General features: G+C 66.1%; 12 protein-coding genes and 1 pseudogene. 9 read left to right on the top strand and 4 right to left on the bottom strand.

The window, feature by feature from the left end; translation table 11 throughout:
- Nucleotides 1-75: 75 nt before the first annotated feature.
- The 3 genes and pseudogenes from MZTS_RS02410 to MZTS_RS02420 all read right to left on the bottom strand — a co-directional run.
- Nucleotides 76-2,370, bottom strand: a pseudogene (locus tag MZTS_RS02410) (trimethylamine N-oxide demethylase); the annotation flags it as partial.
- A gap of 40 nt (nt 2,371-2,410) precedes the next feature.
- Nucleotides 2,411-3,766, bottom strand: a complete 1,356-nt coding sequence (locus tag MZTS_RS02415; RefSeq protein ID WP_192281094.1) for a flavin-containing monooxygenase — start codon at nt 3,764-3,766, stop codon at nt 2,411-2,413.
- Nucleotides 3,767-3,801: 35 nt separating this feature from the next.
- The gene (locus MZTS_RS02420) at nt 3,802-4,932 is read right to left on the bottom strand and encodes an aminomethyl transferase family protein (RefSeq protein ID WP_192281097.1); all 1,131 of its coding nucleotides are present in this window, start codon (nt 4,930-4,932) and stop codon (nt 3,802-3,804) included.
- Between the two features lie 373 nt (nt 4,933-5,305).
- On the opposite strand from MZTS_RS02420, the gene MZTS_RS02425 reads away from it, so the two are divergent.
- Nucleotides 5,306-6,430, top strand: a complete 1,125-nt coding sequence (locus MZTS_RS02425) for a helix-turn-helix transcriptional regulator (protein ID WP_343068685.1) — start codon at nt 5,306-5,308, stop codon at nt 6,428-6,430.
- 81 nt (nt 6,431-6,511) lie between these two features.
- Here MZTS_RS02425 and MZTS_RS02430 read toward each other — a convergent pair whose 3' ends face one another.
- Nucleotides 6,512-8,257: a trimethylamine N-oxide permease gene (locus MZTS_RS02430; RefSeq protein WP_192281102.1), complete on the bottom strand. Its 1,746-nt coding sequence runs from the start codon at nt 8,255-8,257 to the stop codon at nt 6,512-6,514.
- A gap of 867 nt (nt 8,258-9,124) precedes the next feature.
- On the opposite strand from MZTS_RS02430, the gene MZTS_RS02435 reads away from it, so the two are divergent.
- From MZTS_RS02435 to MZTS_RS02470, 8 genes are all read left to right on the top strand, one after another.
- Nucleotides 9,125-9,694 (top strand): dimethylamine monooxygenase subunit DmmA family protein, encoded by a 570-nt coding sequence (locus MZTS_RS02435; RefSeq protein ID WP_192281105.1) that lies wholly within the window; start codon nt 9,125-9,127, stop codon nt 9,692-9,694.
- Complete coding sequence (locus MZTS_RS02440) at nt 9,691-10,635, top strand: PDR/VanB family oxidoreductase (protein WP_192281108.1); 945 nt, start codon at nt 9,691-9,693, stop codon at nt 10,633-10,635. Before MZTS_RS02435 ends, MZTS_RS02440 begins: the two co-directional genes overlap by 4 nt.
- 18 nt (nt 10,636-10,653) lie before the next feature.
- Nucleotides 10,654-11,718 carry a heme-dependent oxidative N-demethylase family protein gene (locus MZTS_RS02445; protein ID WP_192281111.1) on the top strand — a complete coding sequence of 355 codons (1,065 nt, stop codon included), beginning with the start codon at nt 10,654-10,656 and terminating at the stop codon, nt 11,716-11,718.
- Between the two features lie 584 nt (nt 11,719-12,302).
- Nucleotides 12,303-13,292, top strand: a complete 990-nt coding sequence (locus MZTS_RS02450) for an AraC family transcriptional regulator (RefSeq protein ID WP_192281185.1) — start codon at nt 12,303-12,305, stop codon at nt 13,290-13,292.
- 160 nt (nt 13,293-13,452) lie between these two features.
- Nucleotides 13,453-13,713 (top strand): PRC-barrel domain containing protein, encoded by a 261-nt coding sequence (locus tag MZTS_RS02455; RefSeq protein ID WP_246481953.1) that lies wholly within the window; start codon nt 13,453-13,455, stop codon nt 13,711-13,713.
- 483 nt (nt 13,714-14,196) lie between these two features.
- A complete protein-coding gene (locus MZTS_RS02460) occupies nt 14,197-15,201 on the top strand; it encodes a 2-hydroxyacid dehydrogenase (protein WP_192281118.1) in 1,005 nt (334 codons plus the stop codon).
- A gap of 3 nt (nt 15,202-15,204) precedes the next feature.
- Nucleotides 15,205-15,447: a hypothetical protein gene (locus tag MZTS_RS02465; protein WP_192281121.1), complete on the top strand. Its 243-nt coding sequence runs from the start codon at nt 15,205-15,207 to the stop codon at nt 15,445-15,447.
- The gene (locus tag MZTS_RS02470) at nt 15,440-16,036 is read left to right on the top strand and encodes a glycosyl hydrolase family 65 domain-containing protein (RefSeq protein ID WP_192281124.1); all 597 of its coding nucleotides are present in this window, start codon (nt 15,440-15,442) and stop codon (nt 16,034-16,036) included. The genes MZTS_RS02465 and MZTS_RS02470 overlap by 8 nt, the downstream gene beginning before the upstream one ends.
- Nucleotides 16,037-16,160 lie beyond the last annotated feature (124 nt).

Genomic DNA, 16,160 nt, shown 5'->3' on the forward strand with positions numbered 1-16,160 from the left:
GAAGACACGGGTCCGGGCCGTGGCGACGGTATCGCTGGCCGAGGCCGGTGGAGGCGAGGCGAGGGCCGCCGCCTCGGCCCGGACCCGTGTCTTCTCGGGGTCGTAGTGCGGGAACGGCACGATGGTCGCCGCGAGCCGCTTCTGATGACCGTCGAGCTTGCCGATCTCGACCGGCCCGCCCCTCTCCGCGGCGGCGATGTCGAGCCGGGCAAGGGCGATGGTCTTGCGCAGGATCGGCGACTTCACGGCACTGGTGACCACGCCGACCTGGGCGCGCCCGGCATAGACCGGGTCGCCGTGGCCGACCGCCTCGTTGCCGGCGATGTCGAGGCCGACCAAGCGGCGATGCGGTGCCGCCCGCCGCCGGTCGAGCGCCTCCTTGCCGATATACGGATCGGCTTTCGCGGCCGCCACGGCGAAGCCGATTCCGGCCTCGAACGGGTCGGTCTGGTCGCAGAACTCGTAATCCGCGAAGACCAGCCCCGCTTCGATGCGCAGCATGTCGAGGGCGGCGAGCCCCGCCGGGGTGAGGCCGTGCGGCGCGCCCGCTTCCATGATCGCGTCCCAGACCGCGACCGCCTGGGAGGGATGGCACCAGACCTCGTAGCCGAGTTCGCCGGTATAGCCGGTGCGCGAGACCACCACCGGCACGCCGGCGAGGCGGCCCACGGTGAAGCGGAACCATTTCAGTTCGGACAGGCTCGGCTGATGCGGCGGCGTCACGAGAAGGGGCGCGAGGATGTCCCGGGACCGCGGCCCCTGGACCGACAGGTTGTGGAGCTGGTCGGTCGAGTCCTTGACCCAGGCTTTGAGGCCGTTCCGCTCGGCGAGCTGGCGCAGCCACAGGCCGCAATAGACGTCGCCGCAGATCCAGCGGAAGTTGTTCGGCCCGAGCCGGAACAGCGTGCCGTCATCGATCATGCCGCCGTGCTCGTAGCACATCGCCGCATAGACGATTTGGCCGACCGCGAGCTTGCGCACGTCGCGGGTGAGCGCGCGCTGCATCAGGGCCTCGGCATCGGGGCCGATCACCTCGAACTTGCGCAGGGCCGAAAGGTCCAGCACCACCGCCCGCTCGCGGCAGGCCCAGTATTCCTCGATCGGTCCCGCCGAGGAGAAGCTGCTCGGCAGCCAGAAGCCGCGATAATCCTCGATCTTGCGGGTCAGGGCGGCGGTGCGGGGATGGAAACCCGTCTCGCGGGTCAGGCGCGGCTCGGAATCGGGCGTCATGCGGTGGCTCATCCCATGGGGAAACGCACAGGCGGCGTCGTAGACGCGCACATGGATATCGGTCGGACACCACCCATTGGCCGGGTCGATGTCGTCGGCGCAGGAGGAGGTGGCGCAGACGAGGTCGGTCAGGGCCCGCAGGAGCACGTAATCGCCGGGTCGCGACCAGGGCTCGTCCATGTCGATCCGGTCGTTCGTGCCCGGAATCGTGTTGTAGAAGAAGTTGATCGCCGGCCAGCCCTTGCGCGCGTCGATGCCGTGCGGCGCCAGCACCACGTTGAAATTGTCGGTGCAATTGGAGTGGCCGGGATAGCCCATGTCTTCATAGTACTTCGCCGAGCAGGCGAGCATGAAGGTGTCGTGGCGGCCGACCGTGTCCTGCACCACCTCGACGAGGGGCACCATCCGCGCATCGAAATACTTGGCATGGAGGCCCGGCTTCGGCGACGAGGTGCCCATCAGCGTATGGGTCGTGGTGGCGTCGAGACCGAATTCGCGGCCCTGCGCCAGCTCGGCGGCGTCGAAAGCCAGGAAGTCGGCGCATTGGCGCCCGTCGACGTCGATGATCTGAATGTATTGTCCCGCCTTCACCGTATAGGCGCGGGCGGTCGCGGCCGCGACGCGCAGGTCCTGCAGCGGCGGGGCGAGGGGCGGGGGAGCCTGCCCGACGATCGAGGCTTTCGGCCGGATCGCGAGGTGGAGTTCCGTCGGCGGGTTCTGCGCCTCGGGGGCCATCGCCGCTCCGGGCGCGGCGAGGAGACAGAGCGAATCCCTGGCCGCGATGCCTTCCCAGGCCGCGCCGGCCGTCGTTTCGCCGTCGAGGATCACGAGACCGGCAAGATCCGACGGGCCGATCCCGCCTGCCGCCAGGGCGGTCCGTGCCGCCGCGCCGCCGCCGATCCCGTCGAGCAGGGCGGCGAGGTCCGGTGCCTCTCCCGGCTCCACGGGCGCGAAGGTGCCGGCCAGGGCGTAGAGCAGGCCGCCCTGCAGGCCTTCCGGATCGGTGATCCGCAGGGCATCGCCGGCCGAGACCGCGAAGACGCAGCCTTGGCCGCCGGGCACGCGGATCGCGCGCTCCCGCGGGGAGAGGGCGGTTCCGCTCTCCGGCCGCAGGGCAGGCTGAAACCAGACCTGATTCATGGCACCCCTCTCCTCGGGATCGGTTCTCGACGGGGGCGGCCTACTCGGCGGCCTGGGGCAGGCCCATGAAGGCGGGAAGCGAATCGTCCAGGGCCTTCATCCACGTGGTGTGATGGCCCGGCGACATCGTGCCGGTGATGGTCGAGGGGTAGGACCGGTCGCGATAGGTCAGGATGCCTTCCATCTTGTGGTGCTCCCATTCCTTGAACAGGGCCGCCACCTTGTCGACGTCGAGATGCGGGTAATCGGTCGCGGCGAGCAGCTCGCGCACATACTCGGTCTGGAAGTCGATCGCCTCGAACGGGTTGGTCAGGGTGTCCTGATAAGCCAGCCATTTGGCGATGTCGGCGGCCTGCTCCTCGCGGCTCGGCAGCTCGAACTTGCCCATGATCCAATCGCGGGCGTACCAAGCCTGCGCATCGAACATGTTGAAGGTGTAATACTGGTCCTGCATGCCGAGATAGATCAGCTTCGGATTGTCCTGCCAGAAGATGCCCTTGTAGAGACCGGCCGGGTAGAGGCAGTTCTTGGTCTTGAGTCGCAGGGAATCCGGCAGGAACGGGTAGCTGTGCTGGTAGCCGGTGCAGAAGATCACCGCATCGACCTCGGCCGAGGAGCCGTCCTTGAAATGGGCGACCTTGCCGGTGAACTTGGTCAGGAGCGGCCGTTCCTCGAAGCCGGCGGGCCAGTCGAAGCCCATCGGCTTGGTGCGGTAGCTGAACACGATCGATTTCGCGCCGTACTTGATGCACTGCGTGCCGATATCCTCGGCCGAGTAGCTCGACCCCACCATCAGGATGCGCTTGCCGGCGAACTCGTCCGCCACGCGGAAATCGTGGGCGTGCATCACCCGGCCGGGGAACTGCTCGATGCCCTCGAACGACGGGACATTGGGCACCGAGAAGTGGCCGTTGGCGACGACCACATAGTCGAACTCCTCGGTCTGGTGCTCGTCCTTGATCAGGTCCTTGGCCGTGACCGTGAATTTGCCGGTCTCCTCGGAATAGGAGACCCAGCGCACCGGCGTGCAGAAGCGGATATACTTGCGAACGTCGCTGCGCTCGACCCGGCCGGCGATGTAGTCGTGCAGCACGGCCCGGGGCGGGTAGGAGGGAATCGGCCGGCCGAAATGCTCCTCGAAGGAGTAATCGGCGAATTCCAGGCATTCCTTCGGGCCGTTCGACCACAGGTAACGGTACATGCTGCCGTGGACCGGCTCACCGTTCTCATCGAGGCCGGTGCGCCACGTGTAGTTCCACAATCCGCCCCAGTTCGATTGCTTCTCGTAGCAGACGAGGTCCGGCACCTCGGCGCCGGCCCGGCGGGCGGCCTCGAAGGCCCGCAGCTGCGCCAGCCCGCTCGGGCCCGCGCCGATGATCGCGACACGCTTGGTCATGATGGGCTCCCTCGGAAATCGGCTGAAGGACGGGATCAGGCGCGCTCGTCGAGCGGATGCGTGCGCAGGCGCATCGGGTCGTAGAAGGGGGTGCGCACCACATTGGCCGCGAGATTGCCCTTGTCGGTGCGGATCTCGACGGCGGTGCCGAGGGAAGCGAGCTCCGGCGGCAGGTGGGCGAGGCCGAGCGACTTCATCAGGTGGCGGCTATAGGTCGAGCTGTTGAGGGTGCCGACCTCACGGCCCTCGTAGAAGATCCGGGAGCCGGGGGGCACCGCCTCGTCGTCGAGGACCTCCAGGCCGACCTGGCGGAAGCGGATCTCGTTGCGCCGCCGCTCCAGGGCGGCCTTGCCGCGGAAATCCGGCTTGCTGAGATCGACCGTCCAGTCGGCGCCGACCTCCCAGGGGGTCGTGTCGGGCTGCGGCATGTCGAAGGGGAAGAACAGCAGCGCGCCTTCGACGCGCACGATGTCGAGGCAGGCCCAGGAGGCGGCGCAGATGCCGAAGGGCCGGCCCGCTTCCATGATCGCATCCCAGATCGCCACCGCGTCCTTGGCGGCGCAGAACACCTCGTAGCCGCGCTCGGCGGAATAGCCGCCGCGGGCCAGCGACACGTCGTAGCCGAACAGCGTCGTGCGGGCGTGCCGGAAGTATTTGAGCCCGGCGAGATCCAGGGGCGTATGGGCTTTGAGGATGTCGAGGGCGAGCGGTCCCTGGAGCGAGAGGATGTGGACGTCGTCGTCCTTGGCGACCGTCACGTTCCGTCCCTCGGTGAAGAGCGGCAACGCCTCCTCCAGGCTGCCGCCGCCATGGGAGAGGCGGAAATCCTGCGGCCCGTCGCGATAGACGAGCACGTCGTCGATCAGGGAGCCTTCGTCGTCGACGATGTTGCTGATCGCGGATTCGCCGGGCTTCAGCGCGGAGACGTCGCTCGTCAGCATGGCGTTGAGCATCGCCTCGGCATCGGGGCCGGAGACGTTGACGAGGCGCAGGCCGGTGACGTCGAACAGGCCGGCCCGGGAGCGGACGGTGGTGGTCTCCTCGTAGGGATCGGTGGCGTAGGTCTGCGGAATCGGCATCCCGTTCCATTCCGCGTCGAGCTTCGAGCCCAGCGCGAGATGGCGCTCGTTGAGGGCGGATTGGCGGGGGAAATCTTTGTAGCCCATGGCATTGGCCCCTTCTCTCGCGGAGTGTTCCCGACCGGAGGCGATGCGCTGCCCACGCCGTTCCGGCTCATCGGACGGCCGCCACACGGTCCGGACTGTCAGGGACCGTGAAGGTCGGCAGGCGAGACGGGTTGTGCCTGTCTCGCCAGTATTTTTCTTGCCGGGAAAATTTTTAGACGCGGTCCAAAGCGTCGGGCAATGGTGACTGTTGGCACCATCGCCGCCCCGCAGCGCCGAAAATCAGGTGAGGGCGGTCCGGAATGGCTCATCTCCGCACGATCCTTGCCTGCGGAAGATCCTTGCGTCCGGCGCCTTCAGCACAGCAGAGTGTTCGGCCGAGAGAATCGGGACGCGCGAAGAGAGGCCTGTTCAGGTGCTGTCATTGCCTTCCGCGACCATGGGTTTCGAAACCGCCGACGCGCTCAGACAGGTCTCCTCGTGCCTGAGCGACGACGCGCAGATCGCCGAAACGGTCCGGCTGACGGACGGTGCGTGGTTCGCGCAGCTCGGGGAGGTCGCCGCCTCGATCGGGTCGGACAGCTTCCACCGCAAGCTGCTCCGCCTTGCCGGGCTGTGTATCCGGCACGATTCGAGCTGGATCATCCGCTATTCGCGGGTCGCGCCGCCGGACGTGCTCTACACCTCGGGCGTGCCGGCGGAAATCGTCGCCTTCTACGACGAGAAGGGGCAGTATCTCGATCCGTTCTCGGCCCATTGGCGGCGCACCGGCGAGCCGGGGGTTCTGACCCTGTCCGAGCTCGCCAACGAGAGCCCCGAATCGGTCCTCTACACCAAGATCTTCACACCGGCGGCCAACATCTCCGACGAGATCGGGATGTTCTTCTCCACCGTGGGCCATTGCTGTTTCGGCCTGTTCCTCGAACGCGAGCGGGGCAGCTTCTCGAAGGCCGATATCGAGCGGGCCAAGCTGATCTTTCCGGCGCTCGAAGGCTATCACCGCAGCCATCTCGGGCAGCTGTTCAACCACCTGCGCTACACCGGCGGGGCCGAGAGCGGCGGCCTCGTCAGCCGCCCGACCCTGATCCGCGACCGGCACGGCGTGGAGGTGTTCTCGAACGCCTCCTGGCGCGCGGCGGTGACGACGGATGCCTCGATCCTGCCCCTGACCGAGGCGCTCGGCGGCCTGGAAGGCCTGACCACCCTGCAGGGCCGGGACTTCGTGCTGAAAACCGAGCCGTTCGACCGGGACTTCCCCCTGGCCCCCGGCGGCCGGATCTTCACCCTGGAGGCCAGAGCCGCGGCGGAGGATTCGGTCGATCACCGGGCGGCGGCGACGATCCTCCAGGCGCTCACGCCGCGGGAGCGCGACATCCTCACCCTGACCATGAAGGGGCAGGCGACCGGGCAGATCGCCCAGGCACTGGCGATCAGCAAGGGCACGATCAAGAACTGCAAGCTGCGCATCTACCGCAAGGCCGAGGTCTCGTCGGAGCGCGACCTCGTGAAGAAGTTCAGCCCGTTCTTCCCCTCGGCCTGACGCGGCGGCCGCGCGTCGTCACGGAAAAAGCCCGGCGCGGGAGGGTCCCGCGCCGGGCTGTGCGGACAGCCTAACCCGTTCTCAGAGCGTGAAGATCCAGTTCGAGATCAGCAGCACCGCCACGCCGGCCACGAGGGTGAGGTAGGGCAGGATGCCGGCCCGCTTCACGCTCCTGGCCCCTTCCGGCCCGACATGGAGATCCTCGAAGGTCTCGTGCGGGAACTTGCCGCCGTCCTGCACATAGTGCCGGAACAGGAAGACCGGGATGATCAGGGCGGCGGTGATGAGGCCGGCCCAGAGGGCGACCGGGTTCCACACCTTCGCGCCCGCGCCCATGAAGACCACGTTCACGAAGGCGAAGACGCCGCCCAGAACCAGCACGAAGGTCGGCGCCCGGTAGGGGCGGGGCACGCCGGCCGAGTCGATGCGGTGGATCCAGGCCGAGTGCAGGTTGAGGAAGTTGAAGATGATGTAGCCGCAATTCGACACGGCGAGGATGAAGAAGAAGCTCGTCGCGTCGGCGCAGGCGATCGCCAGCACCACGAGGTTCACGCCGAGATCGGTCCACATCGCGGCCGTCGGGGCGCCGTGCGCGTTGGCTTTGCCGAGATAGCGCGGCAGCCAGCCATCGACCGAGCCCTGGTAGAGCGTGCGCGAGGAGCCGGCCATCGCGGTCATGATGCACAGGATCAGGGCCAGGATCATCAGCATCACCAGGACGCTCTCGACCACCGGGCCGCCGCCGACCATGTGGGCGAGCGCCGCCGCCACGCCCGAGCCGTCGACCACGGAAGGCTCCAGCATGCCTTCCACGCCGAGCATGCTCTGGAAGGTGAAGGGCACCAGGGTGAACAGGGCGAGACAGAGCAGGCCCGAATAGAAGATCGCCTTGAAGGTGTCGCGGCTCGGATCCTTGAACTCGCTGGTGTAGCAGATCGCGGTCTCGAAGCCGTAGGTCGACCAGGCGGCGATGAACATGCCGCCGAGCACCAGCGTCCAGCCGGTGACGTTCCAGGCGCCGGGCTCGGGGGCGGCCGGCGCGGCCAGCGGCACCAGCGGCGTGAAGTTGCTCCAGTTCACCCCGTGCAGCAGCAGCGGCACCACGCCGACGATGAACATCGGCACGATGACGAGCAGGCCGATCCATTTCTGCACGCTGGCGGTGCCGAGGATGCCCCGGTGCTGCACGGCGAAGACCGCGAGCATCAGCACCGCGCCGATGACGAAGGCGGCATTGAGCGAGAGCGAGACCGGCCCGAGGGTGGTCGAGAACAGGGTCCAGCTCCGCAAGGTCGGGGAGACGGCCGCCACCGCCGCGGCGAGCTTTTCCGCCTCCGTGCCCTGGAGCGCGGCGCCGTGGGCGGCGAGCCATTGCACGACCGCAGGCGATGTCGCCGAGGGGGCCGGGGCGAGAGCATTGAGGATGTAGGAGGCCGCGATCGAGCAGCCGAGGGAGAGCACCGGGCTCCAGGCGAACCAGTTGCACCAGACCGAGAGCGGCGCGATCAGCTTCGCGTAGCGCACCCAGGCGGCGGCGCCGTAGATCGAGGCGCCGCCCGACTTGTTCGGGAACAGGCCGGCGATCTCGGCGTAGCTGAAGGACTGGATGAAGCCCATCAGCATCGACAGGGTCCAGATCAGGAAGGCGAGCTTGCCGGTATTGCCGGCAATGCCGCCCACGGAGAACAGCACCAGGGCCGGGACGCCGCTCGCGACCCAGAACGCTCCGGTCCAGTTGATGCTGCGGTGGAGCTGGCCCTGATCCACCGACGCGGCGATGGGGACGGCCGGCGATGCCGGCCCCGTCGAGGAAATTCCGACACTCATCGTGACATCTCCCAAGTCAGTTTGTGGGGTGATGCGGCCCGATTCGAGAAAGCAGGGGCTCGAATCGGGTCATTCCGAGATCCGGCCCGATGCGGGCGGATTGAACAGGCGAGACGGCTCCGACCGCGGAAAGCGGCGGATCCTTTCTCTGTTTCGGCTTCGCGTTCAGGCGAAGGGGGCGTGGAATGTCAGTCGCGTACGGACTGTCTCACCTTGTCGTCGCCGAAAGGTCTTGCCCGCAGTGAGATTCAACAGGGTATCGCCCTCGAAGGGGTGATCCGGTGCCGCAACGGCCCACCGTTCCGAACGATGGGTCATCGATGGCGCGCAGCCCGACTTAAAGTGCCTCACACAACTCCCGAGGACGCACCGCTCTTCCTCTGGCCATGACGGCGCAGCGGGAGTTTTGCGAGAGACGCTTCATTCTCGATGAGAATATTCATTTCTCCCAAGGCGGGGGCTGTCAAGCACAATCCTGTGCCGTTTCACCGCTTCATCTGATGTGTGCCAATGGTTTCGGCTTTCTGGCGCACATCGGGGCATGCTGCTCAGAAGATGGACGCAGCACGCTGAAACAGAGGCACCGATCCCTGCATCGCCCCTGGGTGAGGACTTCGAGAGGGTCAGCTCTGTCGTAGAAATTCCTTATTCCATTCAGTGATTTGCAATTTGTGCCGGTGGAGAGCGCGACTGGCCGGGGCTTGTCCGCCGGAAGGTATCGGCCTCTCATCGGAATGGATTGACATTGTTGTTCTTCATGAGAAACTGTCGTTCTCATCGAGAACTCGACGGCCGGATGCCGATCGTCGCCATGCCGGCTCCGCCGCCGGAACAAGCACTCGACATCCCTTTTCCACGGAGGTTGCGATGACCGATCAGGGCATCAAGAGCCGGCCGATCTATGCGACTCTGCGCCGTGATTCGTCCGGGCGCCGCCATCTCTACGTTTCCGCCGGATCGGGGCCGCCCCCGGACGCTCTGGCGCAGGACGGTCTCGAAAGCTGGACGGTCGCCCCGACGACCTGCGAGGGCACGCTCCCGCGCCCGGAGGGGGTGGGCGAGCGCCGCTTCCGCTCCACCCGCTACCTCATGGAGACGCTGGGGCGGCGGCTCGCCGGGGAGCGGATGGGCCTGCGCCTCTACGTCGAAGGGCCGGAGGATTTCCTCTGGGATGTCTACGGCGTCGCCCAGGCGCACGGCCTCGGCCGGCAGGAAATCTTCCTGAAGCAGTCCGGCACCCTGGCCCGGCGGGTCCAGTGCGTTCACTGCAAGACCTTCAACGAGGGCGTCACCACCACGATCGTGCGCTGCGCCGGCTGCGGCGCCAACCTGTTCGTGCGCGATCACTTCTCGCGCCGGCTCTCGGCCTTCCAGGGCGTCAAGATCGACGCGGAACAGCCGGGCGATGTCCCGCAGGCGGAACGGGCCTATCCATGATCCTCGACGGCACCCTCCCGGCCCGCGTGGCCGGCATCGATTCCCTGAGCCCGACCCTGAAGCGCTTCCGCTTCGAGCCGGAGCGAGGGTGTTTCCCGACCGCCGCGCCGGGGGCGCATGTCCTCGTCACCCTGCGCGGGCCCGAGCGTGTCTGGAAGAACGCCTATTCCCTGGTCACGCCGCCGGAGGCGCGCGACGCCTACGCGATCATCGTGCGCCGGGTGGAGGAATCGCGGGGCGGCTCACATTTCCTGCACGACCACCTTCGCCCTGGCGACCGCGTCGAGATCGGGACGCCGGCGAGCCTGTTTCCCATCGCCAGCCTCGCCCGCCGCCACGTCCTGATCGGCGGCGGCATCGGGCTCACCCCGTTCCTGTCCTTCCTGCCGGTCTTGCGTGAGCGGGGCGCCGCCTTCGAGTTGCATCAATACTGCACCGACGCGGAGACCGAGACCTTCGGCCGCCTGCTCGCCGAGGCGGGCGGCGCCGTCACCATCCATGGCAGTACCTCCCGGCGCTCGGTCGCCGAGATCCTCGCCGACCAGCCGCTCGGCACGCATGTCTATACCTGCGGCCCCGAGCGCCTGATGGCGGCGGTCGAGGCGGCGGCGCTCGATCTCGGCTGGCCGAGCCATTCCATCCACAAGGAGAGCTTCGGCGGGGCCGAGGGCGGCAAGCCCTTCAGCGTCAGGCTCGCCCGCTCGGGGCGCAGCATCGCCGTCTCCGACACGCAGAGCCTGCTCGAAGCCCTCGAAGCGGCGGGCATCGAGGCGCCCTGCCTGTGCCGCGGCGGCGCCTGCGGCGTCTGCCTCACGGGCGTGATCGACGGGGAGGTGGAGCACCGCGATCACGTCCTCACCGAGGCGGAGCGGGCCGACGGCAAGCTGATCGCCACCTGCGTCTCACGGGCGCGCTCCGACGCGCTCGTGCTCGACCTGTAAGATCAAGGAGGAACCCCGATGGGCATTCAGTTCCGCAAGGACGAGCGGTTCCGCGAGAACTTCTCCTACGTCAACAGCGACGCGGGCGTGCTGCGCTTTCCCTTTCCGTTCGGGGAGGACCGCTACATGTACTCGGTCAATATCGAGCCTCATATCCCCGGCGGCCCGACTCCGGCCTTCGCCCACGCCTTCGACATCGACGAGCATTACATCGCCGAGTGCCAGGAGAGGGCGATGGTGCTCGCCGACGATCCCGGCCGCTGCCAGGTACTGCCGCACATGATGCCGGCGCAATGGGACACGCTCGAGCTGCTGATGGAGAGCCTCGCGGCGGATTACCCCGAGCATTTCAGCCTGGACAAGGACGGCGACACTTGGCGCTGGATCAACCGGCCGCTCGGCATCGACCAGAGCTTCGTTTTCGGCAGGCCCGAGACGCTGCCCTGTGCGCCGTTCGAATACATCACCCGGCAAGCGCAGGGCGATTTCACCCTGCAGGATCAGCGCGACGACAACCTCTTCGTCGATGGCGGCATGGTGACGACTCAGGCCGATTGGTCCCTCGACTTCGATATCGGCATGTCCTTCCACGAATGGCACGGGCCGGTGCCGCTCGCCCACGAGACCGGCGTGTTCGACCGGGCCCTGCGCTTCCTCCTGCGCCTACAATACGGGCATCCGGTCCGGCGCCTGAACTGGACCATGACCATCAATCCCCGCCTGGACACCTCGCCGGAGAATTATCCCGATTGGGGACCGGACCGGACCACGGTGACGCCGGAGAACGTCGCCGAGAAGGTGCATCTGCGGGTCGAGCTGCAGACCCTGTTCCGGCTGCCGCGCTCCAACGCGATCCTGTTCGGCATTCGCTGCTACCTTCTCAGCCTCAAAGACATCGAGCGCGTGGAGAAATGGCGCAAGCGTCTCCACCGGGTGCTGACGACGCTGCCGCCCGAACTCGCGGAGTATAAGGGGCTCACCCGCTACCGCGACACCATCATCGCCCATCTCGCCCCGCACGACGACGGGGCGGAACTCTCGCCCGGCATCCAGCCCGACCAGACGGTGCTGCCACCGGCCTAATGTCTCTCACAAAGCTCCCGCCGCGCCGTCGCGGCCAGAGAGAGGACACGATGCGGAAGCGGGAGTTGTGTGAGGCTCGCTAAGCCGTCCATCACGCGCGTGGCTTCCGCCGTGGCGGTGCCGGGGGCGGTCACGGTGACGGCGGGTCGCGCAAATCCGGCAGCCGGAGGTCGCGCAACAGCGCGCCGCCGTTGGCGTGCGTGCGGGTTGGCGCTCATGCGGCGCTCGCCTTTCGGAGCGTTTTCGGCGACGCGTCGACACCGAGTCAGAGCAACGGGCGTGCGTTTCGCCGCCAGCTCTGCGCATTCGCGGCGCGAATATTACGAGGTATCCTCTTTTTTTCCTGGCCGGCGACGGATCCTGCACGGCTGCAATCTGTCCTCTTCGATCAAGTTGGGATGCCAGGGTCTGCGTTATTCAAAATCTGCGTCAACTGATTCGCCTTGGCTCGCTCAGCGTCTGAAATGGGAGTGTCCATGTGCTCTTCTGCGACTGCAGACCCACTTGAACCATCAAATCAGACGGCGGGAACCGGAGGTCTGAGCGCGACCGGGAAGTCGCTCCCGAAGTCGCTCCCCATGGCCATGAGCCGTCCTGGGGTAGGGCCGGCGATTTACGCCACACTGATCGAACTTGGTGCCGATCCCAATGCCCTCATTGCCGAGCTACGGCTCGATCCCCGGCATTCCGAAGGCGGCAAACTTGTCTCCTATGCCGATTTCGGCCGTCTGATCGCACTCGCGGCGGAGCGCACGAACTGTCCTCATCTTGGGCTTCTCGTCGGACAACGCGCGACCCTGGCGTCGTTGGGGCGGCTCGGCCTGCTGATGCGCCACTCGAACACCGTGGGCGACGCCTTGCAGGTTCTCGCAGCGCATTCCGGCACGCAGAACTGGGGCGCGGTGGTAGGGCTTGGCATCGACAGTGGCGTGACCGTCCTCAGCTATGCCCCCTATGGCCCGGAGGCGGAGGGCGCTGCCATCCATTCGGAGAGGGCGCTGGCTACCATGACCAACGTCCTTCGGGCGCTTTGTGGTCTCGACTGGGCTCCGGACGAGGTTCTGCTGCCCCGCTCCAAGCCCCGCAAGGTCATTCCCTATGAGCGCTTCTTCCAGGCGCCCGTCCGGTTCGACCAGGAAGTGGCCGCCCTGGTGTTCGTGGACGAAATTCTCAAGAAGCCCGTCGACGGCGCCGACCCGATTGTCCGACGATTGGTCGAGGGCCGCATCCGCCAACTCGCAGCCAAACAATCGTGCAGCTTGACCGATGAGCTTCGTCGTTACCTCCGGACCCAAGTGACCCGGCAACGCTGCAAGGCGGAGCGCGTGGCGCGTATGCGGCTCGTGCACCGCCGGACGTTGAGCCGACATCTGCGGGCCGAGGGCACGACTTTCAGGCAGCTGTCCAACGACGCAATGTTCCGGGTGGCCATGCAACTCCTCGCCGACACGAGCATGACCCTGACGCAGATCTCGACAGCCTTGAACTTTTCCGAGCCGGCCGCCTTCACGCATGCCTTCCGGCGCTGGTCGGGCATGGCGCCGAGCATCTGGCGGCATGAGAACCGGCCGTGAGGCATTGAACCGGCCCCTGAGACGAGCCCTGCCCGAGCGGAAGGAGGGATGTCGGATGCGGCCATTCGTTTGCGCCTTGGCCTGCGCCCTCGCGATCGTCGCGGGCGGGGCCGGAGCACAGGAGGGGCGCTCGCCTCTCGCGGATCAGGCGGATTCGCGCATGCAGCAAGCCGCAGCCTCGCTGATTCCGGTCCTGCGCGGCCGTTGGCTTTATGCGGATCAGAAGCTCGTCGTCGGGTATGTGCGGGATGTCAGGGTGTCGCGGGACGGCAACACACTGATCGCCGTCGTCGCCCGACGGCGCCGGCTCGGCGGGGGCGAGATCGGCATCCCGGTCCCGGCGCTGCATCAGCGGGACAACGACATCACCGTCGGCGCTACCCGCGAGAGCGTTCGGCAAATCCCCCTTCTTGTGCCCTGACGGACGAAGGCCGATGGCGGCGCCCGCTCGTCCCCCGACAGCGCCAAACCGGGCGAGGATCATCGGTCGCTCGATCGAGGAGATCGCCCGCGCGAGCCGATTCGTCGATCACGGAGAATCCGGCGATCGGCCGACCACCGGTTACGCTTCCTCGAACCGTCGTCCGCATCGCCGCAGCAGCTGCATCGGCTGTCATGTTGCCGACGCCGCGGGTCTGGGCGAAGACCGGACGTTCGCTCGACGCCCCGTGATCAGCTGTCCCGATCAATCAAGCGCAAGATCCTTCCCCGTACAAAGTATGGGTCATGGACAAATTCAATCGAATAAATGTCGCCTGATCCAGCAGACAATACGGCGTCTGACGCCCGAGAAAGCAACGGATCGTCATCGTTGGAGCGAAGCGCGGCCCAGCACCTTCGATCGATTTCGTTTGACGCAGCGCTGACGGACGGCGTCACAACGCCTGAGTAGGGAGGCGTGGGCATGAGAGTCGCGATGTTCAGCGCGCAGGATTACGAGCGTGGGCTTTTGAACGAGCTCAACGCAAGTCACGGTCACGACCTCGTCTACCTCGATGCGTTGCTCGAATCCGAAACCGCACCACTCGCGGCGGGATTCCCTGCGGTCAGCGTTTTCGTCAACGATACCGTCGACCGCGATGTCCTCAGGCATCTCGCTCGGGGTGAAACGAAAATTGTTGCCACCCGCTGTACCGGATTCAATCACATCGATTTGGAGGCGGCGGAGGAGTTTGGAATCGAAGTCGTTCGAGTGAGCAATTACTCGCCCAACTCGGTGGCCGAATTTGCCGTCGGATTGCTCTTGGCCCTGAATCGAAAAATCCATCGGGCCTATCATCGAACGAGAGAGAGCGACTTCAGGCTCGACGGCCTGATGGGATTCGACCTCGTCGGGCGCACCGTAGCCGTTATCGGGACTGGAAAGATCGGCACCATCTTCGGCCGGATCATGGCCGGCTTCGGCTGCACCGTGATCGGGTTCGACGTCCATCGCTCACCCGAGTTCGAGAGGATCGGTGGTCGCTACGTCGATGCCGAAGGGGTCGAGACGGCGGATGTCATCTCGATGCACTGCCCCCTGACACCCGAGACCTATCACATCGTCGGCCGTCGAACGCTGGCGCGGGTGAAGAATGGCGCACTCCTTATCAACACGAGCCGCGGCGGGCTCGTCGACACGGAAGCGGCGATCGACGCGTTGAAGTCGGGCCGGCTCGGAGGAATGGCTCTCGATGTCTACGAGCAGGAGGCGGGTCTTTTTTACAGGGATTTTTCAAGTACCGTCATCTCTGACGATGTCTTGCAGCGTCTCATCTCCTTTCCGAATGTCATTGTAACGGGGCATCAAGCGTTTTTCACGCGAGAGGCGCTGAGTACCATCCTGGGAACAACGCTTGAGAGCATTTCGGAGTTTGAGTCCGGGCGCGCTTTGACGAATCGGATTAGCCATACCCGTTCGAACGGATGATCCATGCTGCGCCCGCGCTACCGTCCACCGGAAGACATCTGTCCGTCGACCCCCTGGGTGTCCGAGGCGGTCCGCCATGGCGCAAGGCTGGCGCGTGAGCCGACTGGCCAAGCGGAGACGATGTTCGCGGTGTCGAAGGAATATCTGGGCATCCGTGGTCCCTTGGAAGAAGGAACACCGGTCCGGGAAGCAGGCACCTATCTCAGCGGCTTCTACGAATGTCGGCCGAGATCTTCCCATGGATAGTGATAGATATCGGGCTATCAAGCGAGCCGGCGCCGTGATGGCTATGGTTATTCTCGGTAAACATTTCACGAAAGATGGAAAACGGCGCAGCTTCGAGTGCTGCGATCCCCTGACGACGCACGATTCATTTCTGCCCGTGCGCATCCAGAGCATCATCGCGAACGAAAGTGGATTCGAGCAGAAAGCAATCGCGTATGTCGAATGCGCCGCAGCGATGGACATGTCGGATATTGGCGGCACCATGATGCATGGCGCTCACGTCGCTGCGATCGATGGCACGCGGCTCGTCTCGGTCTACGGCTTCGTCGGATTGCGCGACACCGAGGGCCGGATCTCGTTCAATCCCGTTCTGTCCGAGGCGCGGTCCGCCCTGACATTCGTTCTGACGGTGAGAGGACAGTCGTTTCGGGTCGAGATCGACCACGGATCGGCGACCTGCCGGCTTTTGAACGGCGAGCGGCTGAGCTTCTCGCAGGCCGGAGAAGCGTATGTCCTGTCGTGCGCCGAGCCGATCCTGACGCGCCCGGTTGGGCAGGGCCGTCCGCGCTCCGGCGGCGCCGGCGGTCGGTCTGCCTCGCCTGTGCGCTGACGAAGGTCGGCAATCGGTCCGTTCCAGGAGAAGAGAGATGCGGGGTCGTCGGCCGGCGTGACCGTGATCTGCGCCGGAGATCCTCCGAACGGGGGGCATAACGGACGGAAGAGGAGATTTCTTC

The organism is Methylorubrum zatmanii, assembly GCF_014845115.1.
In the GTDB taxonomy this organism is placed as follows: Bacteria; Pseudomonadota; Alphaproteobacteria; order Rhizobiales; family Beijerinckiaceae; genus Methylobacterium; species Methylobacterium zatmanii.